General features: G+C 64.0%; 1 pseudogene. It reads right to left on the reverse strand.

The features are described 5' to 3' along the window. A pseudogene (locus CDV44_RS27525) lies at positions 1-358 on the reverse strand (TetR/AcrR family transcriptional regulator); the annotation flags it as partial.

Raw genomic sequence — 358 nt, forward strand, 5'->3', positions numbered from 1 at the left:
GGCCGCCGGCGGCGCGTTGGCCATGCCCAGAATCAGCTTCGCGAATTCGGAGATGTAGCGGTGATAAGTCTGATCCGTCTCGGGACTCACGCCCATCACTTCGAGCAGCAAGACGCGTGCCGCATGCGGATTGCGCAAAAAACGCGAAAAAAGCTGTGCAGACCGGCGTCGAGTCGAGCGTCGAGCGTCGGCGCGCTCGCGGCAGCGGCGGCCTGCAAGTGACCGAGCAACGTCTGCGCGTGATGGGCATACGTCGCGCGCAGCAAATGCTCCATGTTCTCGAACGCCGCGTAAAAGTACCGGTCGTTGAGCTTGGCCAGACGGCACACCGCGCGCACGGTGGCGCGACGAAAACCCC

Source organism: Pandoraea sp. PE-S2R-1, assembly GCF_002179865.1.
Classification (GTDB): Bacteria; Pseudomonadota; Gammaproteobacteria; order Burkholderiales; family Burkholderiaceae; genus Pandoraea.